The organism is Phreatobacter stygius, from assembly GCF_005144885.1.
Taxonomy (GTDB): domain Bacteria; phylum Pseudomonadota; class Alphaproteobacteria; order Rhizobiales; family Phreatobacteraceae; genus Phreatobacter; species Phreatobacter stygius.
This window is the reverse complement of the sequence record NZ_CP039690.1, coordinates 4,257,538-4,281,682: the sequence shown is the minus strand read 5'-3', so window position 1 is coordinate 4,281,682 and position 24,145 is coordinate 4,257,538. Positions and strand designations below refer to the sequence as shown.

Genomic DNA, 24,145 nt, shown 5'->3' with positions numbered 1-24,145 from the left:
GGGGAAGGCCGCCACTGCCATTGCCGGCCTGTTTGGAAGAACGCTCTTTTCTGAAAACCCCTTATTGATCAACGGGTAAAACCTGCTCTTCTGGACATCGGACGAACAGCTGGCGGCCCTGCGCGCGGCCGGCCTGACCGCTGACGAGGGATCTGCGATGCCACCCCGCGACACCTTCCATCGCTTCAAGGATCTGGCCCTGACGGGGCTTGCCTTCGCGCTGGTGCTTTATGCCGTCACCACCCGCCCGGAGGTCCCGGCCGGACCGCAAGTCACCACCGTGGCGGCGAGCGTGACCCGGTAGGCCCGGGTTGGCCACCCCGCCCCACACAACAGGAACTCAAGCCATGACGACCACCAGACACAAACCGGAAACCCTTGCCCTTCATGCGGGATGGCGCGCCGACAGCGCTACCGGCGCGGTCGCGGTGCCGATCTACCAGACCACCTCCTATCAGTTCCGCGACACCGAACATGCGGCCAACCTGTTCGCGCTGAAGGAGCTCGGCAATATCTATACCCGCATCGGCAACCCGACGACCGATGTGCTCGAACAGCGCGTCGCGGCGCTGGAAGGCGGTGTTGCGGCGCTGGCGCTGGCGTCCGGCCAGGCGGCGTCCGCCATCGCCATCCAGAACCTGGCGCGGGTCGGCGACAACATCGTCTCCTCCACCGATCTCTATGGCGGCACCTGGAACCTGTTCGCCAACACCTTGCGCGACCAGGGCATCGAAGTGCGCTTCGTCGATCCGGTCGATCCGGAAGCCTTCCGCAAGGCGACCGACGCGCGCACCCGCGCCTATTATGCCGAGACCCTGCCCAATCCGAAGCTGACCGTGTTCCCGATCGCCGAGGTCGCCGCCATCGGCCGCGAGTTCGGCATTCCCCTGATCGTCGACAATACCGCCGCGCCCTTGCTGGCCCGCCCTTTCGACCATGGTGCTGCCGTCGTGGTCTATTCCAGCACCAAATATCTCGGCGGCCACGGCACCTCGATCGGCGGCCTGATCGTCGATGGCGGCAATTTCGACTGGGAGAAATTCCCCGAGCGGCAGCCGGCACTCAACACGCCGGACCCGAGCTATCATGGTGCGGTCTGGACCGAAGCGGTGAAACCGCTCGGCCCGATCGCCTATATCATCAAGGCCCGCACCACCCTGCTGCGCGACCTCGGCGCGGCGCTGTCGCCGTTTAATGCCTTCCAGACCTTGCAAGGCATCGAGACGCTCGCCTTGCGCATCGAGCGCCATGTCCAGAACGCCGCCGCCGTCGCCGCGTGGCTGGCCAAGCGATCGGAAGTCGTCAGGGTCATTCACCCCTCGCAACAGACCGGCGCGGCGCGCGAGCGTGCCGACACCTATCTGAAGGGCGGTTATGGCGGGCTGGTCGGCTTCGAGCTCGCCGCCGGCAAGGATGCCGGGCGGCGCTTCATCGATGCCCTGCAGCTGTTCTACCACGTCGCCAATATCGGCGATGCGCGCAGCCTGGCCATTCACCCGGCGAGCACCACCCACTCGCAATTGTCGGCCGAGGAACAGCACGCCACCGGCGTGTCGGACAGCTATGTCCGCCTGTCGGTCGGCCTCGAACATATGGACGACATCCTGGCCGATCTCGACCAGGCCCTGGTTGCCGCCGGCGGCCTCGCCAAGGCCGCCTGAACCGTCAGCTCGCGGGCGAGGCCACCAAGTCCGGCTTCGTCCGCGCAGTTGGTTCTTCCACAGCGAGCGGTGCCGCCGACAGGCAAAGCTCGCGCACCGGACCGAGACCGAGTGGTCGGCGATGGGCGACGATGACAAATGTCGTCTCCGGCAATTCCCCGCGCAGCCATTGCATCAGGTTGCGTTCGGCGCCTTCGTCGAGCGCGCTGGTCGGCTCGTCGAGAAAGGCCCAGGCCGGACATTCGACCACGAGCCGGATCAAGGCGAGCCGCTGGCGCTCACCGCCGGAAAGACCGGCAAGCGCCGCGCCCGCTTCGGCATCAGCAATATCGACCAGACGCCCGAGCCCGACCGCCCGCAGCCACTCCGCAACCTGTTCGCGCGGCACCGTCTCGGCCGCCGCCGGATAGACCGTAGCCGCTGCGATGCCGCCAAGCGGGAAATAGGGCAGTTGCGGCAGGAAACTGGCAGCCTCGAGCGGACGCTCGATCCGGCCTTGGCCATGACGCCAGAGCCCGGCAATGGCGCGCAGCAGCGTGGTCTTGCCGAAGCCGGAGGGCGCCTGAAGCCAAATCGTCTCTCCTGGCCGGAGGACGACATCGTCAAGTGCCTGAATCGGGCGGCCGCCGGGCGACGAGAGCTGCAGACCGGCCAGCTTGAGCGTGCCGTCAGCGGAAGGCTCGATCCTGACATCGCTGGTGCCGGCCCTGGCCTCCATGGTCGCCGCGACAAAATGGTCGAGCCGCGCTGACGCCGAAGCCAGTTCGGCGAGATCGCGGTAGGAGAAGATGAACCAGGACAGGGTGGTCACCACGTTCTGGAAGGCCGAGCCGATCTGCATCAGCCCGCCAAAGGTCAGCTTGCCGGCCAGGAAGGCGGGCAGAGCCAGGAATAGCGGAATGCGCAACACCGTCTGCATGTAGGGCCGGGTGAACATGCCCAGGATCAATTCGCGCCGAATGAGCTGACGCCAATTGTCGGCTATGGCTTCGAAGCCATTCTTGAAGATGCGCCGCTCGGTCGCCTCGCCGCCGGCGAGCGCCACGGCTTCGCCGGTCTGGCGGAAGCGGGCCAGCCCGAAACGAAAATCCGCCTCGGTCTTTTGCTGCTCGACATTCAGTGCCAGCAACGGCTTACCAAGCCAATGGGTTATGCCACTGGAAATGGCGACATAGGCTGGTGCGGCCCAGACCATATAGCGCGGGATCGATATCTCGGCTCCGAACAGCGTAAAGGTCAATGCGAAGGTCGAAAGCGACCACAGAATGGCGACGAACGACACCAACGCCACGATATTGGTGATCAGTTCCAGCGCTTCGGTCGTCAGGCGAAAGACGAAGATGCGGCAATCCTCGGCAATGCGCTGGTCCGGATTGTCGAGCCCGAATTCGGTACGGGCGCGCAGGTGCCAGAACGCCTTGCCCGCCAGCCAGTGATCCAGCATGGCGTCGGTCAATGTCCGGCGCCAGCGGATCTGCAGGAGCTTGCGGATATAGGTCCCGCTCAGATTGAGGGCGGCGCTGATGGCGATCAGAATGAAGAACACGCCGATCTGGCGGATGGCCTCGTCGACATCCAGCTTCTGCAGGGCATTGAAGAAGTCGGCGGTCCAGCGGATCAGCCTGACTGAGATATGGACGCCGACAAGACCGAGGCCGAAGACAACAGCAAAATAGACGATCCCGAGCCGGCCTCCCGGTCGCCATGCGCAGAGGACGCAGAGGCGCCAGATCTGACCAAGGCTGGCAAGCATGGAAACCTCGCTGCAAGAGACCGTCGGGAACCGGCGCTAGGCGCCGGCAAAAGCCGAGCCTGGACCGCTGAGCACCAGGCCAAGCGCCGAGCCGTCGGCCGCTTCGGCATGGAATGCGATCGCGCCGTCCGATGCATCGCGACGCCAATGGGCGACCGCGTGATCTTTCAGGTGCAGGTGGAAGTCCGGCTGGATGATGTTGAGAAAACCCATGGCCGGCTTCACCTCGCCAATGATGCCGGTCCAGGTCTGTTCCAGCCCGGTGCAACGAAACAGCACGGTCACCGCTTCGCCGCCGGCGCGCGCGGCTTCGAGCAAATTCGCGCCCGGATCGTCGCCAGCCGGCGCGGGCCCCGGCTCCACGGCCGTCTGACGCGCTTTTTCGGGCAGGACCGTGCCGGCGCCGAGGCCCTCGATGGCCTTGTCGAAGGGCTCCAGGCCGTCAAGGCAGATCAGGCTGAAAGCGGTTTCGCCGGCCGCGTCCAGCAATTCGAGCCGCGGCAGCACGCGGTCCTTCATCCGGCCGGAGCGGTCGGCAACCACGCTGACGATCACGGCGAGATCGATCAGCGCGTCATGGGCCTCGCCCGACAGGCGGAGCGTGCCGGCCTCATGCCGGACCGCCGCGACCGGACCGATCCGCTCATGGGTGGCGCCGCCGGCCGAAGCCGCGAGCATGACCCGGCCCATGGCGCCAACCGTCGCGACAGCATCGGCGACGGTGCCGGGCAGGATTTCTCGAATGGGTTTGGTGGCGGTCATGCGGGGCCCTCGCGGATTGGCTGAAAGAAAAGCGGGGCGCCCGCATCGGGGCGCCCCAGTTTGCGTGGCGCGTGGCTCAAACGCGCCGCCGCCGATGCTGAGGTCAGAAGTCGGCGGTCGCAGAAAGCTTGAAGGTCCGGCCCGGCGCGACCTGCAGTTCGAGCGGGTTGGTCTGGGCCACCGCGGCGGATGCCGGCGTGTTGGTGTAATTGCCGTAGAGGTTCTGGAAATAGCGGGTGTCGAAGATGTTCTGGACACCGGCGCGCAGCGTCAGGTTGGCGGTCGGGCGCCAGTTGATGAAGCTGTCGAACACCGCATAGCCGCCGGGCTTGTAGATGTTCGGCGCGCTGGTGCGGCCGATCGGCGCGCCAAAGCTCGCCAGCACCTCGCCGTCGATATTCCACTCGCGCTTGAACCAGCGCAGCCCGACAGTGGCGGTCAGTGGCATGATCGCATCAAAGGCAACCTTGGCCGATGTCGGCGTCGCCCGCTGTTCGCCGAACTGATAGGACAGGCCGCCATTGAGGATCAGGTCGTCGGTGATCCGGTATTGGGCCGAGGCTTCGACACCGTAGATCGTCACCGCCGAGACATTGGTGTTGGTGAGGTCGATCGAACCGGGCGACGGCGGCTGGAAGGCCAGGATGAAGTCCTTGTAGGTCGTGTAGAAGGCCCCCACCGAGAACCAGCCGCGTTCGAACCGGCCGCGGAAACCAGCCTCGTAGGACCTGGCCGATTCAGGCCGAAGATTGGGATTGGGAACAAGGCTGCCGCCGCCGCCGGCGCCGCCCGGCAGGGACAGGTAGAGCTGCTGCGCCGTCGGCATCTTGAAGCCTTCGGCATAACGCGCATAGACCGAATAGATATCGGTCAGCTTGAACACCGAGCCGAGCTGCGGGATGAAACGGCTCGACGAAATCTGCCGCGGCTCGACGCCCGGCACCGGCCTGTAGTTGACATCAGGCCGGGGATCGATGGTGTAATTGGCCCAGCGAAGGCCCGGCGTGATGGTCCAGCGGCCGTCGAACAGCTGGATCTCGTCCTGGAGATAGAGATCCGCCCGCGTCGTATTGGCATTGGCGAAATTGAAACCCGAACCCCTGGTGACCGAAATGAGGTTGCCGGTGGTGGCGTTGATCACCGTGTCCTGGCGGAAATAGTCGGTCTTGGTGGTGTCGCCCTGGAAGCCATAGGTCAGGATGTGCTGGGCCGGGCCGAGGTTGAAGCGGGAGGTCAGCTGAACCTCGCCCTGCAGGAAGTTCTCCTGATAGTTCAGGATCGCATTGGTACGCCGCTGCTGGTTGGTGTTCAGGTTCAGCTGATAGCGGTTGCTGTCGAGCATGCGGCTCTGCGGCGAATAGGAGACGTTCCAGCGCACCGCGTCGATCCAGCCCCAGTGCGGGGTCCAGTCATGGGCAATGGCAAAGTTCTGCCGGCCCAGGACCTGGTTGCGCAGATATTGGCCGTTGCGGTGGGGGGCGCCGGACACCGAAACGGTCTGACCAAAGTCATAACGCTGGTCGACCGTCGTATTGCGGTTGAAGGCTTCCGCGACAAGGCGCACTTCGTGATTGTCCGCCGGCCGCCAGATCAGCTTGGCAAAGCCGTTCCAGGTGCTGGAATTGAGCGGATCGAGTTCGTTGCAGGCGAGCGCGCGGATCGCTGGGCAGCCCCAGATCCCGCCATTGGCCTGCGCCGTCGACAGGCTCGCGGCCTGGGCACTTCTCTGGCTGAGCACGAAGATGCCCTGCAGGACCGGGCTGAACTGGATGGCGGTCATGCCGGTCTTGACGAAGGCCTGGTCCAGGCTGTCGTAAGAGGTTTGCAGCCGCACCGCCCAGGGCCTGCCCTTGCCGCGCAGCAGGTCGTCGGGATCGAGGGTACGGAAAGCGACGATGCCGCCGAGCGCGTCGGCGCCCCACAGCACCGAACCCGGCCCGCGCATGATCTCGACCGATCTCATATAGGGCAGGTCGACGAGGTCACGGGTGCCGTCGGTGATGCGCTCCATGACGCGGGCGCCATCAACACGGATCTGCACGCGGTTGCCGGTGACGCCACGAATGGTGAAGCCGCCGAGATTGTGCCAGGGATCGGTGCCTGTCGTGACCCGGTCGACGCTGACACCCGGTTCGTAGCGGACCAGGTCCTGGATGTCGCGGGTGGCCCGGTCATCCATCTGCTGGCGCGAGATGACCGAGATATTGGCCGGCACATCGAACCGCTGACGCTCCTCGCGGGTGGCGGTGACCGTGATCTCGTCGGCCGAAGACACATTGGCTGCCCTCGCCGCCTCGGTCTCGGCGCGCGACGGCGCGGTCGCCTGAGCGAGAGCTGCCGCCGTCGCCAGTGCCAGAAACAAAATGGAAACCGACGCGCACAGCGTCGCAGTGCCGGATCGTGTCATCGCCCCGAAGCCCCTTGGCCAGATTGTGTGATGGCTGGCTGGCTTGAGGCGGACGGCGTTCAGCTGGCTGGCATGGCGGCGGGGTGGAAAGCATCAGCCCCGTCCAATGCCGGAGCTCTAGAAAAATTGAGTTTATCTGTCAACAATATGTCTCAATTCTGAGCATACGGACTATGCGAATTTGAGCATCAGCAGTTTGTAATGATTTTCATCTGATTTTTCCGCCACTTATCCAAGACGTGGCCGGCCTGCGAGGACGCGGCACAATTCCCCAGAGTCTACATGACATTCCCTGGCCGACCGTGGCCGCACAGGCCTCGCCAGGGCCCATCGACCGGTCCGTTGTCAGGACGGCGCATCGACCTGCGATACGGAAAAGCGGGACAGAATGCCGCAGGCCAAGGCCATTGGTCGTCCGCAGGACCGCGCGTCAGACAAAAAGACCATCGTGGAACCGGCGCTGCTGGCGTACTGTTCCGCGGTTTTCGACGGCATAAGCCAGATCCAGCCGTGCCGCGGCTCGCCCAACGGGCGCCCTCCCCGATTTGACCGATCCCATAGAGACAGCCATGACCGAGACCCGCATCGAAACCGATACGTTTGGCCCCATCGACGTTGCCGCCGACCGCTACTGGGGCGCGCAGACCCAACGATCCCTGCACTTCTTCGATATCGGATCCGAGAAGCAGCCGAAGCCGGTGATCAAGGCGCTCGGCATCATCAAGCGCGCCGCCGCGGAGGCCAACATGGCGCTCGGCCGGCTCGATCCGGCGATCGGGGCCGCCATCGTCGCGGTCGCCGACGAGGTTATTGCCGGCAAGCTCGACGAGCATTTCCCGCTGTCGGTCTGGCAGACCGGCTCCGGCACCCAGACCAACATGAACGCCAATGAGGTCATCTCGAACCGGGCGATCGAGACGCTCGGCGGGGTCATGGGCTCGAAAAAGCCGGTGCATCCGAACGACCACGTCAATATGAGCCAGTCGTCGAACGACACCTATCCGACCGCCATGCATGTCGCCGGCGCAATGGAGATCACCGGCGCGCTCTTGCCGGCGCTGAAGCACCTGCATCAGGCGCTCGACGGCAAAGCCAAGGCCTGGACGGATATCCTGAAGATCGGCCGGACCCACACCCAGGATGCGACGCCGTTGACGCTCGGCCAGGAGTTCTCCGGTTACGCCCGCCAGGTCGAGCTCGGCGTCGAGCGGCTGGAGCAATCGCTGCCCCGCCTGATGGAACTCGCCCAGGGCGGCACGGCGGTCGGCACCGGCCTCAATGCCCCGGTCGGTTTCGCCGAGGCGGTGGCCGATCGCATCGCCCAGCTCACCGGCCTCGCCTTCCGCACCGCGCCGAACAAGTTCGAGGCGCTCGCCGCCCATGACGCCATGGTGTTCAGCCACGGCGCGATGAACACGGTCGCCGCCTCGCTGTTCAAGATCGCCAACGACATCCGTTTCCTCGGCTCCGGCCCGCGGGCCGGCCTCGGCGAGCTCGCCTTGCCGGAAAACGAGCCGGGATCCTCGATCATGCCCGGCAAGGTCAACCCGACCCAGTGCGAAGCCCTGACGATGGTGGCGACCCAGGTGTTCGGCAACCAGACCACCATTGGGCTTGCCGGCTCGCAGGGCCATTTCGAGCTGAACGTGTTCAATCCGGTGATGGCCAATGCCTTCCTGCAGTCGGTCCGGCTCCTGTCAGATGCCGCCCGCTCGTTCGCCGACCACTGCATTGCCGGCCTCGAGCCGCGCCGCGACAACCTGAAGCTCGGCGTCGAGCGCTCGCTGATGCTGGTCACCGCGCTGGCGCCAAAGATCGGTTATGACGCCGCCGCCAAGATCGCCAAGACCGCCCACAAGAACGGCACCACCCTGCGCGAGGAGGCGGTCGGCGGCGGTTATGTCACCGATGCCGAATTCGACGCGCTGGTGCGGCCGGAAAAGATGATCGGCCCGTCCTGAACCGCGCCCGGCCGGGGCGCGACGACACCCGCATGCAAACGGGGCCGGTGGTGCGCCGGCCCCGTTTGGGTGTCTCCGGCCGGCCCAAGAGACAAGGCCCGCCGGACTGTTCGCATGGCGCCGCGGCAGCGATCTACGATTCCGACGATGGGCGACGGCCGCATGGCAAAATTTCAGCCGCTCATCCCACCGAGCAGGAGGCGGCTCCGCGCGTTTCGGTTTGCACGGGCGCGGCATCGCTGTCGGCCGCGGCTTGATAGGTGGTCAGGACATAACTGCCCCGGTAGGAGGCTTCCTCAATGGCTCTCGTCTCGATCACGATCCGAAGAAACCCATAACGCCCGGCCGGACGCTCCCAATAAAGTTCGAGCTTGAGCTCTTCGCGGCTCAGCCAGCTTTGCATGACCTGGCCTGCACCGAGGGTCAGTTTGCGGAAATCGGTCGGGGCGGACGGCTGAAGGAGCTGGAGTTCGCCACCGAATTCGAACAGCCCGCCGCCCGCCCCGTTCAGCCCGCTCGAAACCTCGAGCTTCAGGTCCCGGTCGTCAACCGTGCAACTCAGACCGCTCATCGCGCGGCTTTGCCCGCCACCGAGAAGCAGGACCACCAGAATGGCGAGGATGTGCATTGCGACCTCGGCGTTGCGGAACCGATGACGTCACCCGGACCGGCCAGCCGGCCGACGACCCGGAGAAAGATGACGACGATCTTGATAGCACAATGCCCAGGTCGCTCGACGAGCGCCGCCACCGATCAGGCTCGCAAGCGTCGAGATATCAAATGAGCCGGCAGTTCCCGGCCAGGACCGGAACCGATGCCACCGGACCGGCGGGGCTGCGGCCGGTCGGCTGGACCGGCGAGCCACCTGTTTTCAAACAGGTGAACCCACCGGCCCGGGCGCTCAATGGTCAGGGACGAACCGCGGTCACTTCGATCTCGACCAGCCAGCCCGGATTGACCAGGCCGGCAACCTGCATGACCGAACGCGACGGCAGGTTCGGCTGCGCCGGCGTGCCGAAGAACTGGGTGTAGCCCTCCATGAAGCCGGCGAAGTCCATGCGGTTTTCCTTGGTCGGGTCGCCGACCAGGAAGACCTGCATCTTGATGACGTCCTTCATCTGCAGGTTGAGCCGCTGCAGTGTCCGCTCGATCGCCTGCAGCACGGTCACGGTCTGGGCCTTGGTGTCGCCGAAGGCGGCCAGGCTGTTGCGCGGCGCCTGCTCGTTGGTCACCGTCGGCACCATGCCGCTGACATAGACCGTGGTGCGGCCGGCCGGCACCTCGACCGCCGCGGCGATCGGAAAGGTCGAGCCGGGCGTGCGATGGCGGGTGACATCCTGGGCACTGGCGACGCCGGCGGCGGCGATCAGCGAAGCGGCAAGCGTCAGAACGAAACTCGTCTTGCGGAACATGGATTACTCCTTTTCATGGAATCAAACGCGGGCATGGCCGTTTCAGGCCCATGCCCCATCGTGGTCGATAGACCGGCTGGGCCAGAAGCCCACCCGGCCCGGCCGCGCCTATTGGCGCGCGGCCTTGACGTCGTCGGCGCTGACCTGGTCGGTATAGCGGTTGCCGAAATTGCTCCTGATATAATTGACCACCGCGGCGACCTGGCCGTCGTTGAGCTGATTGGCGAAACCCGGCATCGCCTTTTGCCCGTTGACGACCAGATAGACCGGATAGCCCCCGGCCTCGAGCTTGGCATTGTTGGCCAGCGACGGATAGGCACCGGCGCCGATGGCGCCACGGCCTTCGGGCATGTGGCAGCCCGCGCAGACATAACGATAGATCGATTCGCCGTCCTGATAGGCGAAGCGGGCGGGGCTCGAGAACAGCGCCGAGGACTGCGACAGGGCGGCGGTTGCCCCGGCGACCAGCACGGCGGCGGTGAGGCCGATCTTCAGCGACGTTTGGAATGACGGGATCATGGTGAAACCCTCTGGAACCATTAGGGAAATGACGAAGGATCAGCGGGCCACGACACGCTTGTGCAAGCGCGAGATGGCATCCAGCGCGGAGAGCACCGAGCCTTCCTGCCAGGCCGGCAGGTAGGAAGCGTGCTCGCCGGCCAGCATGATCCGCCCGTCCATGGCGCAGAGATTGTTGTAGTGCTGCTTGCGCGCAGCATCGGTCCACACGGCGTAGCAGCCGAGCGTCGCCGGCTCACGGTGCCAGCCCACCGAAATGCCGTTCTCGAACTCCTTCTGATATTGCTGAGGATGGATCTGGGCGCCGAACTCGACCGCCTTCTTCAACCGCTCGGCCGGCGGCAGTGCGGTCCATTCATAGGCATTGGCGCCGAACGTATAGGCTGCGAGCAACACGCCCTTGCCGGTCCTGAAAAAGTTCGACGAGGGGTACTGGATCATCGCGATCGGCAGGTTGGTATAGCTGATGCCGCCGTAGATCTGCTCGTCCTCTTCCCAGAACCGGCGCTTGAACTGCAGGCCGATCTTGATCGACGCGGCATAGGGCGGCGCGTCGATCGCCGCTTTCATCGCCGAGCCGACATTGATGTCGATCTGCGACAACACCGAAAGCGGGATGGTGCACAGGCAATAGTCGGCGGTTGCCGTCTGCGGCCGGCCGCCCTTCTTGGCATCGACATAGGTGACGGTAACGCCGCGATTGTCCTGCTTGATGGTGGTGACCTTGGCGTTGAACTTGATCAGCCGGCCGACCTCGCGTTGGAACGCCTTGGCGATCATGTCCATGCCGCCGACCGGCTGGAAGATCGCCGACTGGAATTCATAGACACCGCCGGTCTGCATGCGGTTCCACAGCCTGGACTTCACCACGTCCTTGAAGCTGAACGGCTCGGAGTTGACGGGCTCGCCGCTCAGGCCGCCGCCCGGATCGCGGTCATAACCGCGGCGGTCGCTGGTCAGGCCGTTCTTGGCATATTTGTAATTCGCGTCGAGAGCACCCCATTGGCGCAGCGCCGCAAGCAGGACCTCCTTGTCCTCCTTGGTCACCGCCTCTTCCAGCTTGTCCTGGTTGACCGCCTTGGACAGCAGTTCGGTGACGCCGCCCTGGAAATCGGAATAGATGTGCCGGAAGCGCTGCGGCTTGCCGCCGAAAGCGTCCTTGTTGTGCATATAGGCGTTGTAATTGACCTGGACGAAGGGCTCCATGGCGACGCCGAGCCGCTTGCAATAATCCAGGATCGCGTGGTGATTGTAGGGGATGCGCCACGGGCCGGGATTGATGTAGTTGCCGCGCTCGAATTCGCATTTCTGCTCGATGCCGCCGAGCTCGGTGAACTTGTCGCCGCCGCGCAGCGTCCAGTTCCGGCCGCCGGCGCGCTCGTGATATTCGAGCACCTGGACCTTGTAGCCGGCCTTGCGCAGCTCCAGCGCGGCAACCAGCCCGGCGAGGCCGGCGCCGAGGATCAGCACGGAGGCGCCCTTGGGATCGCCGTCGAGCTTGATCGGCCCGGTATAGGTCGATTCAGCCGCATGCCCGAGGCTGGTCATCGCCTGGTACATCGCGGCGCCGCCGGCGGCAGTCCCGATCAGGTTCAGCAGGTTGCGCCTGCTCATCGGTGACATCTCTGATTCGGACATCGTTTCGCTCCCAGCTCTCATAAAGGGCCAAGGCCGGCGCGCCGTCTCGCGCGGCGCACCGATCCATCGACCGAGGTGACGATTAGAGATCAAAGCCCAGCGGCCGTCAGCCAGTTTGGTATGATTCTTTGTTATGCGCGACGTGAAGGAAGTTCATACCGGAGCAGCCGGATCGATTGAGCGGCCGGACGGCAAGCCGGATCGCCGCATCGCGCTTTATCCTGCCCTGCCGCCGCCGCAACTATTCAAGTCAAATCAAGCGCTTCCTGACATGCCGGCCAATGTGTTCCGCGGATCTGCCTCCTCCGCCGGCGACCATGAGGCATCGTGACGGTGCGCCGCGAGCGCGTCGGCTTGGTTCAGGATTTGCCGTATTGCTCGATGGCGGCGACAAGCGACCCGGGCAGTTCCACGTCGCCCGTATCAGGACTTCGGCCGGGAATATGAATTCCCTGGGCGGCGAGGCGCTCGATCTGCGACGCCAGCCGTGCCGAAAATCCGGGTGCGAAGACATCGGCTTTCAGCCCGACGATGAACAGTCCGACGCCTGGCGATCGGCTCCCAGCCGCGAAGGACGGGGCGTCACAGGACCAATTCGCGCCGGTCAGCCCTGCCGCGAGAATTTCGACCATCAGCGCGATATTGGCGCCCCGCGCGCCGCCGAAGGCGAGAAGCAGGCCCTTGACGGCCTCGCGCGCATCGGTGGTGGGCTGGCCGTTCCGGTCGACCGCCCAGCCTTCGGGAATCGCCTCGCCATTGTCCGCCGCGCACCTGACGTTGACGAAGGCTGTCGCGCTCGAGGCCTGATCGACAACCAAGGGACGCCCGTTCTCGACCGGAGCGGCAAAGGACAGGGGGTTGGTGCCATAGACCGGCGCGCGGCTCGCGCCCGCTGTCATCAAGGCCGGTCCATTGGAGGCGGCAAGCGCGACCAGTCCGGCATTGGCGAGGCGCCGCGTGTAATAGCCCAATTCGCCTGCCGTATAGCTGTTCTCCTGCGCAAAGACCGTCATGCCATAGAGGTCCGCGCGGGCGCGCAATTCGTCGAACGCCAGATCGAAACCGAGCTGGGCGATGCCGCCCTTGGCATCGACCCGGATGATCGCGGGAGTCGGAAAGCCGATATCGGGTTCAGCCCCGCCCGCGATACGACCTGCGACGAAGCCTTCGAGATAGTCGAGAAGATGCGCGAATCCGACCGCGCCGCGTCCGGAGAGTTCCGCCGCGACCGTCGCATCCGCCAATGATGCCGCGGCGGCATGGCTCGCCCCGGCACCCATCGCGGCGCGCCACGCCAGTTGCCGTGCACGCTCCTTGGAATATCGCATGGCCTGGTTCCGAACCCGCTGCTCAAACCACCCGGTTGTCCGGGTTCCGGCCGGCGGCGAGCGCGGCAAAACCGTCGATCAGCGTCCGGCCCATGGCGCGCCGGCTCTCGACCGTCGAGCTGCCGATATGTGGCAGCAGGAAAGCATTGCCGAGGTTGAGATAACGCGGGTCGAGCTTCGGTTCGTTGGTGAAGACATCGAGGCCCGCCGCCCTGACATGGCCGCTCTGCAAGGCGGCGATCAGCGCATCGTCGTCGATCACGGGGCCGCGGGCGATATTGACGACGATGGCGCCCGGCTTCATCGCCGCGATCCGCTCGGCATCGAGGAAACCGCGCGTCGCCTCCGTCAGCGGACAGGCAATCGCCAGCGCATCGATCGCGCCGAGAAACTCGACGGCATCGGCGTGGTGGACCGCGCCCTTGGCGAGGTCCGGCGGCAACGCCGAGCGGTTGTGGTAGCAGATCGTCATGCCGAAGGCCCGGGCGCGCTCGGCGATGCCGCGGCCGATCCGCCCCATGCCGAGAATGCCGAGGGTCTTGCCTGATAGCTCGACCCCGATCAGCTGGGTCGGCGTCCAGCCCTGCCAGGCACCGGAGCGGACCAGATCGATGCTCTCGGTGGCGCGCCGGGCCGCCCCCAGCAGCAGGAGCAACGCGGTCTCGGCCACTGCGTCGGTCAGCACGTCAGGCGTGTGCAGCACGGCGATGCCACGCTTGCGGGCGGCCGCCAGGTCAATATGGTCGAGCCCGACCGAATAGGTCGCGATCGCCTTGACCGAGGCCGGCAGGGCCTCGATGAGCGCGGCATCCGCCGGCGTCATGGCCAGCAGCAGCAGGGCGTCGCGGCCGTCCAGACGGGCGACGAGCTCGGCGACGGGACGCTGCCTGGCATCGGGCATGAAGTCGACGTCGAGCGCGCTGGCGAGGTCGCGTTCGACCGCTTCGGGCAATTGGCAGGCGACCAGGACGGAATAGGGTTTCATGATCGGTCTCGTGTTGATTTCAGCGCCGCCGGCGCAGGTGATCGGCGGTAATGGCGTCGAGGCTCGCCGTGCCGAGCAGCGCCATGGCAATGTCGATCTCGGCGGCCAGCAGCTTGATGGCATGGTCGACGCCAGCCTCGCCGGCGCTGGCCAGTCCCCACAGGAACGGGCGTCCGATGCTGCAGCCGACGGCGCCGAGCGCGCGGGCGGTGAGGATGTCGGTGCCGCGGCGCACGCCGCTGTCGACGATCAGCTGGGCCCTTTCGCCGACGGCTTCGGCAATGTCGGGCAGCGCGGTGATCGGTGCCGGCACGTGGTCGAGCTGGCGGCCGCCGTGATTGGACACGATCACCGCGTCGGCGCCGATGTCGACCGCCATGCGGGCATCGTCGGGATGCAGGATGCCCTTGATCGCCACCGGTCCCTTCCAGAGCCGTCGCAACCGCGCGATGTCGTCCCAGGTCACCGACGGATCGAACAGCGTGCTGACATGCTGGGCGATATTGGTGAAGCCCGAGGCATTGTCGGTCTTGAAATTGCCGAAGGTCGGCGGCGCGCGCATCACCCCCAACAGCCAGCCGGGCCGGCGCGCCAGATCCAGCATGTTCGACAGGCGCGGCTTCAACGGCATGGTGAAACCGTTGCGGACGTCGCGCTCGCGTCGGCCGGTGAGCGGCAGGTCGACGGTGATGCACAACACCCGGTAGCCGGCAGCGGCGGCGCGGGCGACCAGTTGATCGGTCAGGCCGCGGTCGCGCATGACATAGAGCTGGAACCAGAGGTCGGTGTCGGGCGCGGCCTCGGCGACCTGTTCGAGCGCGGCGACCGAATTGGTCGAGAGGCAGAACGGGATGCCCCGGTTGCCGGCGGCGCGCGCCGCGGCGATCTCGCCATGCGGCCAGAAGAAGCCGGTGAGCCCGGTCGGTGACAACATCAGGGGCAATTTGGCGGCGCGGCCGAGGAAGTCGGCGCCGAGATCGCGCCGGCTGACATCGACGCCGACCCGCGGCATCAGCTGCCAGTCGCCGAAGGCCGCCTGATTGTCGGCGAGCGTCGTCTCGTCGCCGGCCGCGCCATCGATGAAGTCGAACACCGCTTTCGGCAGCCGCCGCCGGGCGAGCACGCGCAGATCGGCGATGGACGCCGCCTTCGCCAGGGATCGGGCCGATGCACCCCACATGGCAGCGCTCCTCGGAACAGGTGGCTTCGGCGGATCGCCGCCCGAAGCCGGTCCTCCCGTTCTAGGGCCGGCACCTGCGCCGGGCGACCCGCCGAAATGCATTGCGCCTATCTGTCGGGACGAACTTGCGATCGGGACTTGCCGCTGGCCTTGTCGGCCGACATCGGCTAATCGGGCCGGCCGCTCTCCGGCCTCAGGATGCGTCCGCCTTGTCCGCCCGCCCGCAAGATATTTCGATCGGCGTCGATTTCGGCACCAGCAATACCGTCGTCGCCATCGCCACGCCGGATGGCCGGGCCGAGGTCATCAGTTTCGACCATGGCAGCCAGCGCCTCAGCGGCTTCGTCACCGCGTTGTGCTTCTGGGAAGAACGCAAGGGCACCGGCGTCCCGCGCCTTCGGATCGAAGGCGGTCCCTGGGCGATCGACCAGTTGCTCGCCGGCACGTCGGCCCATCGCTTCATCCAGTCGTTCAAGACCTTTGCGGCCAGCGCCAGCTTCCAGGAGACCCGGATCTTCCGCGCCCGCTACCGGTTCGAGGATCTGCTCTCGGCTTTCCTCGACACCCTCGTCAGCCACGGCAATGGCGGCCTCGACTTCCAGGGCGCCCGGCTGGTCATCGGCCGGCCGGTGAAATTCGCCGGCAGCCATCCCAATGACGGGCTGGCGATGGAGCGTTATGCCACCGCCTTCGGCAAGCTCGGCGCGGCGACGACCACCTATGTCTACGAGCCGGTCGGTGCCGCCTTCTTCTATGCCAGCAAGCTCGACCATGATGCGACCGTGCTGGTCGCCGATTTCGGCGGCGGCACCAGCGATTTCTCGGTCATGCGTTTCGAGCGTTCGGGCGGCGCCCTGCGCGCCGAACCGCTCGGTCATGCCGGCGTCGGCATTGCCGGCGACACCTTCGACTATCGCATCGTCGACCGGGTGGTCTCGCCCCGGCTCGGCAAGGGCTCGAGCTACCGTTCCTTCGACAAGCTGCTGACCATCCCGAGCCACTATTACGCCAACCTGGCGCGCTGGCATCAGCTCGCCATGATGAAGACCAACGGCGACCTCAAGGGCCTGCAGGATCTCGCCAAAGTGGCGCTCGAGCCGGGCCAGTTGCACAAGTTCATCGATGTCGTCGATTACGATCTCGGGCTGGCGCTCTACCGCGCCGTATCGGCCGCCAAGATGACGCTCTCGACCGCGGAAACCGCAGCCTTCCGTTTCGTCGAATATGACGTCGACATTCAGGCGACCATCACCCGGCGCGATTTCGAGGCCTGGATCGCGCCCGACGTGGCACGCATCGCCGAGACGGTCGACGAGGTGCTGGCGCGTTCGGGCGTCGGCGAGAGCGCGATCGAGCGGGTGTTCCTGACCGGCGGCACCTCCTTCGTGCCGGCGATCCGCAAGCTGTTCGTCCAGCGCTTCGGCGAGGAGCGACTGACCAATACCGACCAGTTCGAATCGATCGCCTATGGCCTGGCACTGATCGGCCAGGATCCGGATGCCGAACGCTGGGCAGTCAGGCGCGCGGCCTGAGCCTCGTCAGACGCTTGCCATCATCCTGCCGGCAATGACAGGAAGCGGCGCAGGACGTTGTCGAGAATGCGCGACACGTCGTTGTCGTCGCCGTTGTGGCTAAGGCTGCCGATGAAGGTGATCGAGCCGCTGGCGAAAAACGCGCCTTCGCCGGGCGGCGTGCCAAGCACCATATGCGCCTCCACGCCAGGACTGGTGGTCAGCGCCAGGGTGTGGGTCAGGATCTCCTCGGGCGCCAGCTGGAAGCTCGGGCCGTGGCCGGCCGAGCGCGCCACGACCACGGTTCCCGCGGGGGTGCCGAGCGGCTCGGAAACCTGGTCGAGCTCGAACCCGGCCGCGCCGCCGCCGAACAGGCCGTAATCGCCCAAGATGTCACCGCCGACACCCTCGAACAGCCAGGACATCGCCGGGTCGCGCGACTCGGCTGTCCGCCGGTAATAGGAGCCCTCATAAAGCCCCTGGATGGCGAAACCGATGCCAGCCAGCATTTGCGGCGGCCTGTCGTTGCGACGCCAGAGGCCGCCATAGGCGCCGTCGAGCTGCTGGTAATATTCGCCGACCCGGCAGGCCCAGGCGCGGATGCCGCTTTCGGCCCGCCGGATCTCGATCATATGGGGCAGGTCGCCGCGCCGGCCGATGCGCCAATAGAAACCGTTGCCGCCGAGATAGGCGAAATGGCCGCCGGCCTCGCGGTAGTCCTGCAGCGCGTTCAGCGAGCGCTCCGTGTGATATTCCGGGTGGCTGCCGGTGACGACGACCTGGTAGCCGGCGATCGCCGCGACGCCGTCATCGTCGAGATCCTCGTCGGTGACGATGTCGAAATCGTAGCCCTTGCGGTGCAGCCAGGCGACGAGATGGGTGTCGGCGGGAAAATGCCTGAGGCCCGAACCGCGTTGATCGTCGAAGGTCAGATAGCCCGGCCGCATGGTCATGATCGGGCGCAGCCGGGACGACAGCGAAACGCCCGATCCATCGGAATGGTAGTTATAGGTCGACAGCGCGAAGTCGGGCACCTCGTCGGAATTCCAGGGATAGGCGCCCCAGGCTGCAGCCCGCGCTTTCAAGCCGCCCTCGAAGTTGCCGCGCGCGTGATTGGCATAAGCGAGATAGGTGAAGGTCGAGGCCAGCACCGCGATCGGCTTTTTCGGTCCGTCGCGCGCCGGCAGGACGAAGAAGGGAATGGTGTCCCTGCCCTGCGCGTTCTGCACCTCGAGCGCGTAGATGCCGCTCTCGAGATCAGGCGGAATGGCGAAGCTGGCACCCGGCTCCCATTGGCAGTCGGCGAGGTCGTCGTCGTGGAAATGAATGGCGCCATAATGCGCCGGCGCATGGCGCCAGCAGAGTTCGCTGCCGTCCCAGTTCGAGCCCCTGACCGCCCGGGTCGGGACGTTGACCAGGACACCGTCGCCATGGCCAAGCCGCTCGGGAAATCTCTGCTCGTCGATCGCGCCTGAAAAGTCCCACAAGGCCAGGGCATCCTCAACCGGCACGCCCAAGGCGCCGCCGGTCTCGGCGAGCCGTGGTTCCAGGCCGCGCCGAAGCGCCGGACGCTCGATCTGGCCGTTGAAGCTCGCCGTCGGCTTGCCGGCCCAGATCGCCGCGAAGGCCACCTGCGTCCATTGGGACATGCCAACCTCACCGGCCAGTTGCAGCACCTGGCGGCGAACCTCCCGCATGCCGCGGCGCTGGTCGAGCCGGGCGAGCTCGACAACGACGGCGGAGCGGCCATGGCTGAAGCCGAGGCCGAGCGAATGCCAGGCGCCGATATCGAGCTCGAGCCCGGTGACCGTGCGGCTCTCCTCGCCCTGCCGGCGCAGCACGAGCACCAGGCGGCGGCCTTCGAGCGCGACCGCAAGGACCGACCGGCCGGCCTCATCCTGCAAGCTGGCGATCGCGCGCAGATCCGTGTCGAGCCGGGTCGGCCGGAGATTGAGGATGAGAACCATGGCGCCGGCATCGCCAAGCGCCGGCAAGGGAGCGCGCGCGCAGGACCCGATCGGCACGGACTGGGCCTTGCCGTCATGGCGGCCTTCGACGGCGCTCGGCACCGCGTCCATCCGCAGACCCGGGCCGGCCGGATTGGGATCACCACAGATCACCCGGACAAGACGGGCATCGAAGGGCAGGCCATCCGCCGAACTGATGTGGAAATTGATCGTGTCGCCGGGGCGCCCGCGCAGGGGGTCGCAATAGCCGATAATGGGGGGCAGCATGGGGTTTCCAAAACGTCGAGCGCCGGCGCAGGTCGCGCCGCGCGCTTAGTGAATGGCGAGATAGCGTTCGATCCGCGCGGGCGCCCGGCGCCCTTCTTCAGCGGTCAGGATGTCGACCACCGTGCCGTTTTCCATGACGATCACCCGGTCGGCGATCTGAAGGGCGAAAGCGAGGTTCTGTTCGACCAGGATGATCGAGATCGCCTCGTCGCGGAGCTCGGTCAGGACCCGGGCGACCGACTTGACCACGACCGGCGCGAGCCCCTGCGAGGGTTCGTCGAGCAGCAGCAGCCGGGGCGCCGGCGCCAGCCCGCGGCCGATCACCATCATCTGCTGCTGGCCGCCGGAGAGCTGGGCGCCGCGCCGCCGCGTCAATCCCTGCAATTCGGGAAACCAGCCGAGAAACCGCTCCAGCGTGTAGGGCGAGCCGGCGCGATAGCCGAGCATGATGTTTTCCTCGACCGTCAGCAGCGAGAACGCGTCGCGGGTTTCCGGCACATAACCAATGCCCTGGCGGGCGATCCGGTGCGGCTTCTGCCCGCTGATCAGGCGCCCGTCGAAACGAACCGAGCCCTGGCCTGGAACATTGAAGCCCATGATGGTGCGCAAGGTCGTGGTCTTGCCGGCGCCGTTGCGCCCGAGAATGGCGACCACTTCGCGCGGGCCGATCGAAAAACTGACGTCGAACAAGGCCTGGCTGCGGCCATAAAAGGCGTCGACGCCGGCGACCTCGAGCAGCGGGGTTTCAACCTCCAAAGTAGGCCTCCTGCACGGTCTTGTTGCCCTGGATCTCGGCGGGCGACCCGTGCGCGATCACGGCTCCGCGGTTCATCACCGAGATCTCGTCGGAAATCTCCATGACCACGCCCATGTTGTGCTCGATCATGACGATGGTGAATTCGCCCTTCAGCGCAGCGATCACGCGCTTCACCTTTTCGGTTTCCTGCCGGGACAATCCTGCGGTCGGCTCGTCGAGCAGGATGATCCGGGGCTCGGAGGCAAGCGTCACGGCGATTTCCAGAAGCCGCTGATCGCCATAGGACAGTTCCTTGGTCGGCACGTCGGCGAAAGACATGAGCCCGAGGCGGCGCAGATAGGTATCGGCATGGTCGCGCACGGCGGCGTCGCGATCGGCGCGGCGCCAGAACACCAGCGCGCCGCCGGCCAGCGCCCGATAGGACGCGACCCAGACATTCTCGCGCGCGGTCATGTCGAGATAGACGCTGGAGATCTGATAGGACCGCGACAGCCCCCGGCGGGCGATCTGGTGCGGCTTCAGCCCGGTGACGTCGGCACCTTCGAGCCGGACGGTGCCGGTATCCGGGGTCAGGTCCTTGGTCAGCAGGTTGAACAACGTCGTCTTGCCGGCGCCGTTGGGGCCGAGAATGCTGTGCAGCCGACCCTCGGCGAAGGCCATCGAGACGTTCTGCACCGCGACATTGCCGCCAAAGGCCTTGAGCAGGGCTTCGGCCGACAGAATGATCCGTTTCGCAGCGGCAGTCATGACCGGCTCCGTAGGCGCGTGACCCAATGGCGTGCCTTCTCGACGAGGTCGAGCACGCCGCCCGGCAGGAACAGCATGACGACGATCACGAACAGGCCGAGCAGCAGCGGCCAGCGTGCCCAGACGAGACTGAACAGGCCCTGGAGCCAGATGAAGATGGCCGCGCCGATGACCGGGCCGAGCATGGAGCGGGTGCCGCCGATCAGCACCATGAACACCACATAGGCCGACGCCACCCAGTGCACGGAGTCGATCGGCATGATCCGGTAGAGCATGCCGAACAGGGCGCCGGCGATGCCGGCGATCGCGCCGGCCATGACGAAGGCGATCAACTGCGCCGTATGCACGGGATAGCCGAGCGAAGCGGTGCGGCGCGGATTGAGCCGCGCAGCCGTCAGCACCATGCCGAGCGGACTGTCGACGACCCGGCGCAACGCGACCATTCCGGCCAGGAAGATGCAGGCCGACAGCCAATAGAAGGCCAGGTGATTGTCGAAGCTCAGCTGACCGATGACAGGCAGGTCGAGCGGCATGCGCTTGATGCCGGCGAGGCCATCCTCGCCGCCGGTCACCGAGTGCCAGGAATAGGAGATGTAATAGACCAGCTGGTTGAAGGCGAAGGTCAGCATCATGAAATAGATGCCGGTACGCCGGATGCTGAAGGCGCCGATGACCAGGGCGAGCAGGCCGGCTGCGAGTGCTGCCGCCAGCAGCATGACCGGCAGCGGCGCGAGGCCGCGCGCGGCAAGATAGCCGGCGGCATAACCCCCGACCCCGAAGAAGGCGGCCTGGCCGAAGGAGTAGAGGCCGGCCGTGCCGATCAGCAGATTGGTCGACATGGCGAAGAGGCCGAAAATGACGATCTCGGTGGCAATGTTCACCGGGATCGCGAAGGGCAGCAGCGCCACGGCGGCGACCAGCGCCAGGGTGGGAACAAGGCCGGATTGTCGGCGCGGCGCTTCGATCGCCGCGACGGCACTGCCGTCGGCGACCGCCACGGCGGATTCGGGTTCGGAAGCCATGGATCAGCGCTCGCCTAGGAGGCCTTGCGGCCGGATGAGGAGGATCGCGATCATCGCGACATAGATGATCACGGTGCTGGCGGAGGGCGCGATGACCGTCATCAGGCTTTGCACCACGCCGACCAGGACGCCGGCGACGATGGCGCCGTAGAGCGAACCGAGCCCGCCGATCACCAGCACGACGAAGGCAAGCGCCGTCATGTCGCCGCCCATGGTGGAGGTGGCACCCATCAAGGGCAAAGCCAGCGCGCCGGCAAGCCCGGCAAGGCCCGTGCCCAGCGCCATGCCGAAGGCCAGCAGCAGGTCGACATTGATGCCGAGCGCCTGGGCCATGTGGGGCTTGTCGATGCCGGCCCGGATGAAGGCGCCGAGCCTGGTCCGCTCGATCAGCAGCCAGACGGCGGAAATGACCAGCGCGGAAAAGACGCTGGCGAAGATGATGTAGCGCGGCACCAGGGTGAAGCCGAGATCGATGGCACCGGACAGGAGCGGCGGCGGCGCGGCGCTCAGCCCGATGGTGCCCCAGCCGATCAGCAGGCACTGTTCGATGACCAGCGCCACGCCGAACAGAATGATCAGTTGCGGCAGGTAGTCACCGTCCTTCACCCGGCGCAGGACAAGACGATCGAAGAACAGCCCGACCGCGGCACTGCCGATCGCGGCGAGCGTCAACGCCAGCAGGAAGGGCACGCCCGCCTTGATCGCCGAATAGCAGAGATAGGCGCCGAGCGCGTAGAAGGCGCCATGAGCGAAATTGGGGATGTTCAACAGCCCCTTGATGATCGACAGGCCGAACGCCATCAGCGCATAGATCATGCCGATGGCGATGCCGTTGACCAATTGGGCGAGAATGAGCCAGGTCATCAGAAGCTTCCCGTTGCGCTGCCAGGGTCGGCCTTGGATCAGAGCGGCGGCATCGCCTTGCAGGCATTGAGGGCTGCGGGCTGCGTCTGGGTGCTGGTGGCGACGATCTCGGCGAAGTCGGTGGCATCCTTCATCTCGGCCGCGGCCTTGCAGCGCACGACGAAATAGGGCCGCACCGTCTGGTGCGTCGCCGGATCGACCGACATGGGACCCAGCACGCCGTCCCAGCGCATGGTTTCGAGCGCCGTGACGACGGCGCCGACCTCGGCCGATTTGGCCTGTTCCATCGCCAGCAGCAGCGAGCGGACCGCATCATAACCATAGGCTGCGGCATAACCCGGCGCGCCCCGGTGGCGCTGCTGGTAAAGCTTCACGAACTCCTGGTTCGCCGGCGTATCGATGGCGGGATAGTAGTTCTGGCCGAGGATCATGCCGGCCCGCATCTCCGGGGCGAGTTCCGGCAGTTGATCCACTTCGAGGGTCCAGGGGCCGACGACCGCGATCCGGCCGGCACCAAAGCTGGAGAACTGGCGAATGGCGGTCACGGCGTCGGCGCCGGCGGTGTTGAGGAACAGGATATCCGGCCGGGCGGTCACCACCTTGGTGAGATAAGAGGTGAACTGGCGTTCGCCGAGCGGGTGATTGTCATTGCCGACCAGTTCGAAACCGAGTTCGGCCGCCACCACCTGGGTGTATTTCAGCAGGGCATGGCCGAAGACGTAGTCGGCGCTCAGGCTGTAGATCTTCTTCTTGTCGGGATGGGCCTTCCTGACATGTTCGAGGGTGGCGCGCACCGCGGTGTAGGGATGCGCCGACCATTGAAAGGTGTAGCGACCGCAACGCGAGCCGGTGAAATCCTCCGACCCTCCGGCGGCATATTGCAGGAGCTTCTCGCGCTGGGCGACTTCGGATTCGGCGAGGCCGACGGCGCTCGAATAGGCGCCGAGGAAGAAGCGCATGCCGTCGCTGCTGGCCGCCTCCTGGACCCGCCGGACGCCGACGGCGGGCTTGCCCTCGTCGTCACGGGTGATCAGCCTGACCGGCTGCCCCAGGACCTGCCCGCCGCGCGCCGCGACCGCCAGTGCCGCGCCCTGGCCGATCAGCTCGCCGGCAAAGGCGAATGTGCCGGTGCTCGGCGTGACCAGACCAATGGTGACCGGCCGGGCACCGCCGGACTGTCCCCAGGCCATCTGGAGTGGCGCCGCTGCCAGCAGCGAACCGGTGGATGCCAGCAGTGCTCTGCGTGAAATCGTCGACGACATGCCTCTTCCCCTCTTTTTGATCGTGTCGCCGGGTGCGACGGCGGGCGTGCCAAGGCGTGTCCGCCAAGCCCTGGGCTTGCGGCGCTGCCCTTGATGCGACATCCCTTTCGCCAGGCCCCGTTTGATTTTCTCTGGTCAGGCA

21 protein-coding genes are annotated in these 24,145 nt (G+C 66.1%); 5 read left to right on the top strand and 16 right to left on the bottom strand.

Features of this window, described 5'->3' with window-relative positions:
• The first annotated feature begins 157 nt into the window (after positions 1-157).
• The gene (locus E8M01_RS35115) at positions 158-304 is read left to right on the top strand and encodes a hypothetical protein (protein WP_170181986.1); all 147 of its coding nucleotides are present in this window, start codon (positions 158-160) and stop codon (positions 302-304) included.
• Positions 305-347: 43 nt separating this feature from the next.
• Positions 348-1,661, top strand: coding sequence for an O-acetylhomoserine aminocarboxypropyltransferase/cysteine synthase family protein (locus E8M01_RS20105; RefSeq protein ID WP_136961762.1), 1,314 nt, complete (start codon positions 348-350; stop codon positions 1,659-1,661).
• A 4-nt stretch (positions 1,662-1,665) separates the two neighbouring features.
• On the opposite strand, the gene E8M01_RS20100 is transcribed toward E8M01_RS20105, so the two are convergent.
• The 3 genes from E8M01_RS20100 to E8M01_RS20090 form a co-directional block, all read right to left on the bottom strand.
• Positions 1,666-3,414 carry an ABC transporter ATP-binding protein/permease gene (locus E8M01_RS20100; RefSeq protein ID WP_136961761.1) on the bottom strand — a complete coding sequence of 583 codons (1,749 nt, stop codon included), beginning with the start codon at positions 3,412-3,414 and terminating at the stop codon, positions 1,666-1,668.
• Between the two features lie 36 nt (positions 3,415-3,450).
• Positions 3,451-4,176 (bottom strand): ChuX/HutX family heme-like substrate-binding protein, encoded by a 726-nt coding sequence (locus E8M01_RS20095; RefSeq protein ID WP_136961760.1) that lies wholly within the window; start codon positions 4,174-4,176, stop codon positions 3,451-3,453.
• 103 nt (positions 4,177-4,279) lie between these two features.
• Positions 4,280-6,538 (bottom strand): TonB-dependent receptor, encoded by a 2,259-nt coding sequence (locus E8M01_RS20090; RefSeq protein ID WP_170181985.1) that lies wholly within the window; start codon positions 6,536-6,538, stop codon positions 4,280-4,282.
• A gap of 614 nt (positions 6,539-7,152) precedes the next feature.
• On the opposite strand from E8M01_RS20090, the gene fumC reads away from it, so the two are divergent.
• A complete protein-coding gene (gene fumC / locus E8M01_RS20085; RefSeq protein WP_136961758.1) occupies positions 7,153-8,544 on the top strand; it encodes a class II fumarate hydratase in 1,392 nt (463 codons plus the stop codon).
• A gap of 181 nt (positions 8,545-8,725) precedes the next feature.
• Here fumC and E8M01_RS20080 read toward each other — a convergent pair whose 3' ends face one another.
• The 4 genes from E8M01_RS20080 to E8M01_RS20065 form a co-directional block, all read right to left on the bottom strand.
• Entirely contained in the window at positions 8,726-9,172 is a 447-nt protein-coding gene (locus tag E8M01_RS20080; protein WP_136961757.1) for a hypothetical protein, read from the bottom strand.
• Between the two features lie 280 nt (positions 9,173-9,452).
• Positions 9,453-9,956 carry a RidA family protein gene (locus E8M01_RS20075; RefSeq protein ID WP_136961756.1) on the bottom strand — a complete coding sequence of 168 codons (504 nt, stop codon included), beginning with the start codon at positions 9,954-9,956 and terminating at the stop codon, positions 9,453-9,455.
• A gap of 108 nt (positions 9,957-10,064) precedes the next feature.
• Positions 10,065-10,475, bottom strand: a complete 411-nt coding sequence (locus E8M01_RS20070) for a c-type cytochrome (RefSeq protein ID WP_136961755.1) — start codon at positions 10,473-10,475, stop codon at positions 10,065-10,067.
• Positions 10,476-10,514: 39 nt separating this feature from the next.
• The gene (locus tag E8M01_RS20065; protein ID WP_136961754.1) at positions 10,515-12,089 is read right to left on the bottom strand and encodes a flavin monoamine oxidase family protein; all 1,575 of its coding nucleotides are present in this window, start codon (positions 12,087-12,089) and stop codon (positions 10,515-10,517) included.
• A gap of 157 nt (positions 12,090-12,246) precedes the next feature.
• On the opposite strand from E8M01_RS20065, the gene E8M01_RS20060 reads away from it, so the two are divergent.
• A complete protein-coding gene (locus E8M01_RS20060; RefSeq protein WP_136961753.1) occupies positions 12,247-12,444 on the top strand; it encodes a hypothetical protein in 198 nt (65 codons plus the stop codon).
• Positions 12,445-12,472: 28 nt separating this feature from the next.
• On the opposite strand, the gene E8M01_RS20055 is transcribed toward E8M01_RS20060, so the two are convergent.
• Genes E8M01_RS20055 through E8M01_RS20045 form a run of 3 tightly spaced genes read right to left on the bottom strand, consistent with a single transcriptional unit; the run spans position 12,473 to position 15,606 of the window.
• Complete coding sequence (locus tag E8M01_RS20055; RefSeq protein ID WP_136961752.1) at positions 12,473-13,441, bottom strand: Ldh family oxidoreductase; 969 nt, start codon at positions 13,439-13,441, stop codon at positions 12,473-12,475.
• Positions 13,442-13,463: 22 nt separating this feature from the next.
• Positions 13,464-14,426: a 2-hydroxyacid dehydrogenase gene (locus tag E8M01_RS20050; RefSeq protein WP_136961751.1), complete on the bottom strand. Its 963-nt coding sequence runs from the start codon at positions 14,424-14,426 to the stop codon at positions 13,464-13,466.
• Positions 14,427-14,445: 19 nt separating this feature from the next.
• A complete protein-coding gene (locus tag E8M01_RS20045) occupies positions 14,446-15,606 on the bottom strand; it encodes an alpha-hydroxy acid oxidase (protein WP_170181984.1) in 1,161 nt (386 codons plus the stop codon).
• Between the two features lie 209 nt (positions 15,607-15,815).
• On the opposite strand from E8M01_RS20045, the gene E8M01_RS20040 reads away from it, so the two are divergent.
• Positions 15,816-17,138, top strand: a complete 1,323-nt coding sequence (locus E8M01_RS20040; RefSeq protein ID WP_136961749.1) for an Hsp70 family protein — start codon at positions 15,816-15,818, stop codon at positions 17,136-17,138.
• A gap of 20 nt (positions 17,139-17,158) precedes the next feature.
• Here E8M01_RS20040 and E8M01_RS20035 read toward each other — a convergent pair whose 3' ends face one another.
• The 6 genes from E8M01_RS20035 to E8M01_RS20010 are packed head-to-tail and all read right to left on the bottom strand — an operon-like array spanning position 17,159 to position 24,003.
• A complete protein-coding gene (locus E8M01_RS20035) occupies positions 17,159-19,351 on the bottom strand; it encodes a N,N-dimethylformamidase beta subunit family domain-containing protein (protein ID WP_136961748.1) in 2,193 nt (730 codons plus the stop codon).
• Between the two features lie 45 nt (positions 19,352-19,396).
• Complete coding sequence (locus E8M01_RS20030) at positions 19,397-20,107, bottom strand: ABC transporter ATP-binding protein (protein WP_136961747.1); 711 nt, start codon at positions 20,105-20,107, stop codon at positions 19,397-19,399.
• Positions 20,097-20,855: an ABC transporter ATP-binding protein gene (locus E8M01_RS20025; protein ID WP_136961746.1), complete on the bottom strand. Its 759-nt coding sequence runs from the start codon at positions 20,853-20,855 to the stop codon at positions 20,097-20,099. Before E8M01_RS20025 ends, E8M01_RS20030 begins: the two co-directional genes overlap by 11 nt.
• Positions 20,852-21,877, bottom strand: a complete 1,026-nt coding sequence (locus E8M01_RS20020) for a branched-chain amino acid ABC transporter permease (protein WP_136961745.1) — start codon at positions 21,875-21,877, stop codon at positions 20,852-20,854. Before E8M01_RS20020 ends, E8M01_RS20025 begins: the two co-directional genes overlap by 4 nt.
• A gap of 3 nt (positions 21,878-21,880) precedes the next feature.
• Positions 21,881-22,741 carry a branched-chain amino acid ABC transporter permease gene (locus E8M01_RS20015; protein ID WP_136961744.1) on the bottom strand — a complete coding sequence of 287 codons (861 nt, stop codon included), beginning with the start codon at positions 22,739-22,741 and terminating at the stop codon, positions 21,881-21,883.
• A gap of 38 nt (positions 22,742-22,779) precedes the next feature.
• Positions 22,780-24,003, bottom strand: a complete 1,224-nt coding sequence (locus E8M01_RS20010) for an ABC transporter substrate-binding protein (protein WP_136961743.1) — start codon at positions 24,001-24,003, stop codon at positions 22,780-22,782.
• Positions 24,004-24,145 lie beyond the last annotated feature (142 nt).

Excerpts from the sequence above, each read along its gene's own strand:
- E8M01_RS35115 (WP_170181986.1), top strand. The coding sequence starts at position 158 with ATGCCACCCCGCGACACCTTCCATCGCTTCAAGGATCTGGCCCTGACG.
- E8M01_RS20105 (WP_136961762.1), top strand. The coding sequence starts at position 348 with ATGACGACCACCAGACACAAACCGGAAACCCTTGCCCTTCATGCGGGA.
- E8M01_RS20100 (WP_136961761.1), bottom strand. The coding sequence starts at position 3,414 with ATGCTTGCCAGCCTTGGTCAGATCTGGCGCCTCTGCGTCCTCTGCGCA.
- E8M01_RS20095 (WP_136961760.1), bottom strand. The coding sequence starts at position 4,176 with ATGACCGCCACCAAACCCATTCGAGAAATCCTGCCCGGCACCGTCGCC.
- fumC (WP_136961758.1), top strand. The coding sequence starts at position 7,153 with ATGACCGAGACCCGCATCGAAACCGATACGTTTGGCCCCATCGACGTT.
- E8M01_RS20080 (WP_136961757.1), bottom strand. The coding sequence starts at position 9,172 with ATGCACATCCTCGCCATTCTGGTGGTCCTGCTTCTCGGTGGCGGGCAA.
- E8M01_RS20075 (WP_136961756.1), bottom strand. The coding sequence starts at position 9,956 with ATGTTCCGCAAGACGAGTTTCGTTCTGACGCTTGCCGCTTCGCTGATC.
- E8M01_RS20070 (WP_136961755.1), bottom strand. The coding sequence starts at position 10,475 with ATGATCCCGTCATTCCAAACGTCGCTGAAGATCGGCCTCACCGCCGCC.
- E8M01_RS20065 (WP_136961754.1), bottom strand. The coding sequence starts at position 12,089 with ATGAGCAGGCGCAACCTGCTGAACCTGATCGGGACTGCCGCCGGCGGC.
- E8M01_RS20060 (WP_136961753.1), top strand. The coding sequence starts at position 12,247 with ATGCGCGACGTGAAGGAAGTTCATACCGGAGCAGCCGGATCGATTGAG.
- E8M01_RS20055 (WP_136961752.1), bottom strand. The coding sequence starts at position 13,441 with ATGCGATATTCCAAGGAGCGTGCACGGCAACTGGCGTGGCGCGCCGCG.
- E8M01_RS20050 (WP_136961751.1), bottom strand. The coding sequence starts at position 14,426 with ATGAAACCCTATTCCGTCCTGGTCGCCTGCCAATTGCCCGAAGCGGTC.
- E8M01_RS20045 (WP_170181984.1), bottom strand. The coding sequence starts at position 15,606 with ATGTGGGGTGCATCGGCCCGATCCCTGGCGAAGGCGGCGTCCATCGCC.
- E8M01_RS20035 (WP_136961748.1), bottom strand. The coding sequence starts at position 19,351 with ATGCTGCCCCCCATTATCGGCTATTGCGACCCCCTGCGCGGGCGCCCC.
- E8M01_RS20025 (WP_136961746.1), bottom strand. The coding sequence starts at position 20,855 with ATGACTGCCGCTGCGAAACGGATCATTCTGTCGGCCGAAGCCCTGCTC.
- E8M01_RS20020 (WP_136961745.1), bottom strand. The coding sequence starts at position 21,877 with ATGGCTTCCGAACCCGAATCCGCCGTGGCGGTCGCCGACGGCAGTGCC.
- E8M01_RS20015 (WP_136961744.1), bottom strand. The coding sequence starts at position 22,741 with ATGACCTGGCTCATTCTCGCCCAATTGGTCAACGGCATCGCCATCGGC.
- E8M01_RS20010 (WP_136961743.1), bottom strand. The coding sequence starts at position 24,003 with ATGTCGTCGACGATTTCACGCAGAGCACTGCTGGCATCCACCGGTTCG.